The organism is Psychroserpens mesophilus (assembly GCF_050617655.1).
In the GTDB taxonomy this organism is placed as follows: Bacteria; Bacteroidota; Bacteroidia; order Flavobacteriales; family Flavobacteriaceae; genus Psychroserpens; species Psychroserpens mesophilus_A.
Genome location: NZ_JBODQC010000540.1, coordinates 1 through 233 on the forward strand (window position 1 = coordinate 1; position 233 = coordinate 233).

1 pseudogene is annotated in these 233 nt (G+C 64.4%); it reads right to left on the bottom strand.

The features are described 5' to 3' along the window. Nucleotides 1-233, bottom strand: a pseudogene (locus tag ACRHNM_RS18335) (lycopene cyclase family protein); the annotation flags it as partial.

Genomic DNA, 233 nt, shown 5'->3' on the forward strand with positions numbered 1-233 from the left:
GAAGGAACGCCACAAGGCGCGGATAAACAAGCGTTTCGGACAGGCCGCAATAATCCGGAGGTCTTCGCCCAGGGAAGTCTGCTGGTGCAGGAAACGCAATATCCGGGCGGGGGGGGCGCGCCTGAAGAGGGCGGAAAACACCTCGCCCCCGCGGGCATTGTTGCCCGCCAGCCCCTCCAGCAACACCAAATCGTAGAGCCAGAGGCGGTTCCGCCGCGCCATTTGCAGGCGCT